This window comes from Caulobacter sp. P4_E5, from assembly GCF_056401555.1.
The window spans coordinates 1-3,228 of sequence record NZ_JBFUJD010000148.1 but is presented as its reverse complement, the minus strand read 5'-3'; the positions used below and the strand labels follow the sequence as shown (position 1 = coordinate 3,228).

Here is a 3,228-nt window from a genome sequence, read left to right as displayed (position 1 = left end):
CGCTGAGGCTCAGCGACAACGGCTCGGGCAGGTCCAGCTTCTTGCTGGCCAGCCAGGCCCGGCGGTTCTCGAAGAACCGGCCCGAGGTGCGCTGGCGAAGGTCGAGGTCGAGCACGGCGACCTTGGCGCCGCCGTACAGCAGCGCGGTGGCCAGGTGGACGGCGATCGTGGACTTGCCCGCCCCACCCTTCTCGTTGCCGACGACGATGACGCGCGTTTCGGCCATGTGATCGATCCTTGATGCATCGCGACTCGCGCGACCTTGGACTGAAGGTTAACACGATGTTACTCCGGCCCTAGCGGGTCAACCGGTTCAATCCACAAGCTTAATTGTCGCACCTACGCCAGGACCCACCAAGCGTGGGCGGGTTCTCCCAAGGGCATGGTGGACCTGCGAGCGCCCCGGCGTCATAAGCGCGGCCTGTCCGCGTGGAGCTCGAAAGCATGACCAGCATCGTTCGCACCGTCGCCGAGATGCGCGAGCAGGTGCGCGCCTGGAAGGCCGCTGGCCAGCGCGTGGCCCTGGTCCCGACCATGGGCGCTCTGCACGAGGGCCACCTGTCGCTGATCCGCATCGCCCAGGCGAAGGCCCAGCGCGTCATCACCAGCGTCTTCGTCAATCCCAAGCAGTTCGCCCCGCACGAGGATTTCGACGCCTATCCCCGCGGCGAGGCGATCGACGCCGAGAAGCTGGCCTCGGTCGGCTGCGACCTGATGTTCGCGCCGAACGGGACCGAGATGTACGCGCCGGGCTTTTCGACCACGGTGTCGGTCTCGGGCGTCTCCGAACCGCTGGAAGGCGCGGCGCGTCCGCAGTTCTTCGGCGGGGTCGCGACGGTGGTGGCCAAGCTCTTCATCCAGTCGCAAGCCGACGTCGCCGTGTTCGGCGAGAAGGACTATCAGCAGCTGCAGGTGGTCAAGCGCATGACGCGCGACCTCGACATTCCGATCGAGATCGTCGGCGCCCCGACCGCGCGGGCCGAGGACGGCCTGGCCCTGTCCTCGCGCAACGCCTACCTGTCGGCGGAAGAACGCGCGGCGGCTGTCGCCTTGCCAAGGGCCATGAAGGCCGCGGCCGCCCACGTGGCCGCCGGCGGGCGGATCGACGAGGCCGAACAGACAGCGACGGCCGCCCTGAAGGCGGCCGGCTTTGGTCAGGTGGACTATGTCGAGGTGCGCGAGGCCAGTGACCTTTCCCGCCTGGGGCCAGGTCCGATCGGCGAGGTCAGAGGGCGGATCCTGATCGCCGCGTGGTTGGGCAAGACGCGGCTGATCGACAATATGGACGTCGGGTGAATTGGCTGCTTTAGATGGGCTTCAGGGCGATCAGAAGCCCCACGATCATGCCCACGAACAGCATGCCCACACCCAGGGCGGCGTAACCGGCTTTCATCGTCATCCCTCCATGTCCCTGCGACAAGATGACGCCCGTCCTGGTTGCTATTTGACTAACAACTCGCCCAAAAGTCACCAGGCGCCGATTTCGCGCAATTGCCGCGCGAGATCGGCCGGCAGATCGGCGGCCTCCGCCTCGGTCAGGTCGGGGGGAACGTCCTCGGGCTTCAGGTAGCGCCACCCCTGGAAGGCCCGGCGCGGCTGCGGCGCCACCCGGATGATCGGCGGATCCACGGTCACTTCGCAGCGCGAGGCCGGTCCGGCGCCGACCGTGTCGATGGCCAGGATCTTCTGGCGGCACAGGATCTGGCCCTTGATGACCCGATACAGCGAGCCGCCGTCCAGGACCTCGTCGATTCGCTTGGGCGTCATGCGGGTGTGCATGATCCAGGGACGGTCGGCTTCCTTGTGCCAGGCCAGGAGATCTTCGATCGTGTCGCAGCCGACGACCAGCTTGATGATGTGCAACGCCATGGGCGCTAGATAGCGCGCATTTGGGGCGAGGCAACATGTCGGCTCGCCCGGCGAGCGAAACCGATCGACGCCTCGCATGACAACGTTATCGAATAGGCCATCGCGTTCTTGTGGGGACGCGGCGGGCTTATGCCCGGCGCCGCCGTTACGGACGCCTAGTGGGGGGCCGTCCGCAGCGGCGGTTCTGTTTGGGGCGTATGTCGCCGAGGCCGCGCTTTCCCGCCGCCATGACCTCCCAGATCATTTCTCCGCTTCACCGCCTGCTCTAATCAACAACGCTCGGCAGCATGACCGTGGGAGCGAAGAGATGCCTATTGGACGCAGGGACTTCCTGAGGCTGGGCGGCGGCGCCGTCGCCGCGACGGTCGYGCCCGGCGTGCTGGCCGCCCCCACGAAGCCGCGCCGCATCATCGACGTGCACATGCACGCCTATCCCGCCTCGACCGCCTTCACCGATCCGATCGTCAATCCGATCACCGGCGCCAAGAGCCCCATACGCAATGGCGCGGAGCACATGGAAGCCTGCATCGCGGAAATGAAGCGGCACAATGTGGTCAAGGGCATCGTCAGCGGCGGCGACGGCGATCGGCTGAAGGCCGCGACCGACTGGCATGATCGCGATCCCGCCCGTTTCGTCGCCGGCGCGGGCGTCCGTGGCTCCGACGACACGCCGCTGCCGCCGCTCGACACACTGCGCAAGGCGTTCGCCGACGGCAGCATCAAGGTGCTGGGCGAGGTGACCTCGCAATATGCCGGCCTGCCGCTCGGCGACCCGAAATACGACCCTTACCTGTCGCTCGCCGAGGAGTTCGATATCCCGGTGGCGCTGCACACCGGCTCGATGCCCGGCGGAACCACCTTCGACCCCTGCTGCCGCACGGCCCGAGCGCGTCTGGGCAATCCCGAATATGTCGAGGAGGCGCTCAACAAGCATCCGAAGCTACGCCTGAACCTGATGCATGGCGGCTGGCCCTATCTCGAAGAGACGATCGCCATCCTGATGCTGTATCCGAACGTGAACCTCGACACCGGCGCGCTGGCCTGGCTGATGCCGCGCCCCGCCTTCCACGGCATCCTGCGTCAGTTGGTGGAGGCCGGCTTCAGCAAGCGCATCATGTTCGGCTCGGATCACATGTTCTGGCCCGACGCGATTGGCCTTTCGGTCCAGGCCGTCGAGGCGGCCACGTTCCTGACCGAGGCCCAGAAGCAGGACATCTTCCACGACAACGCGGTCCGCTTCTACAAACTGGCGGAGGCCTAGGGCCTGGCGGTGCGTGCAGAAAACCCCTCTCTCATGGAGAGAGGGAGGGGCCCGCCGCGTAGCGGTGGGAGGGTGAGAGGGTAGGCGAAGCCCCTGGA

Annotated in this window: 4 protein-coding genes and 1 pseudogene; 2 read left to right on the top strand and 3 right to left on the bottom strand. The window is 66.7% G+C overall.

The window, feature by feature from the left end:
• A pseudogene (gene mipZ / locus AC1DSO_RS24580) lies at positions 1–226 on the bottom strand (division plane-positioning ATPase MipZ); the annotation flags it as partial.
• Between the two features lie 218 nt (positions 227–444).
• On the opposite strand from mipZ, the gene panC reads away from it, so the two are divergent.
• Positions 445–1,296 carry a pantoate--beta-alanine ligase gene (panC, locus tag AC1DSO_RS24575; RefSeq protein WP_477071300.1) on the top strand — a complete coding sequence of 284 codons (852 nt, stop codon included), beginning with the start codon at positions 445–447 and terminating at the stop codon, positions 1,294–1,296.
• Positions 1,297–1,306: 10 nt separating this feature from the next.
• Here panC and AC1DSO_RS24570 read toward each other — a convergent pair whose 3' ends face one another.
• A complete protein-coding gene (locus AC1DSO_RS24570) occupies positions 1,307–1,393 on the bottom strand; it encodes a hypothetical protein (protein WP_156396102.1) in 87 nt (28 codons plus the stop codon).
• Positions 1,394–1,467: 74 nt separating this feature from the next.
• On the bottom strand, positions 1,468–1,869 hold the full coding sequence (locus AC1DSO_RS24565) for a DUF1489 family protein (RefSeq protein ID WP_477071299.1): 402 nt from the start codon (positions 1,867–1,869) through the stop codon (positions 1,468–1,470).
• Positions 1,870–2,176: 307 nt separating this feature from the next.
• Between AC1DSO_RS24565 and AC1DSO_RS24560 the strand changes: the two genes are divergently transcribed.
• Positions 2,177–3,130, top strand: coding sequence for an amidohydrolase family protein (locus AC1DSO_RS24560; RefSeq protein ID WP_477071298.1), 954 nt, complete (start codon positions 2,177–2,179; stop codon positions 3,128–3,130).
• Positions 3,131–3,228: the final 98 nt, after the last annotated feature.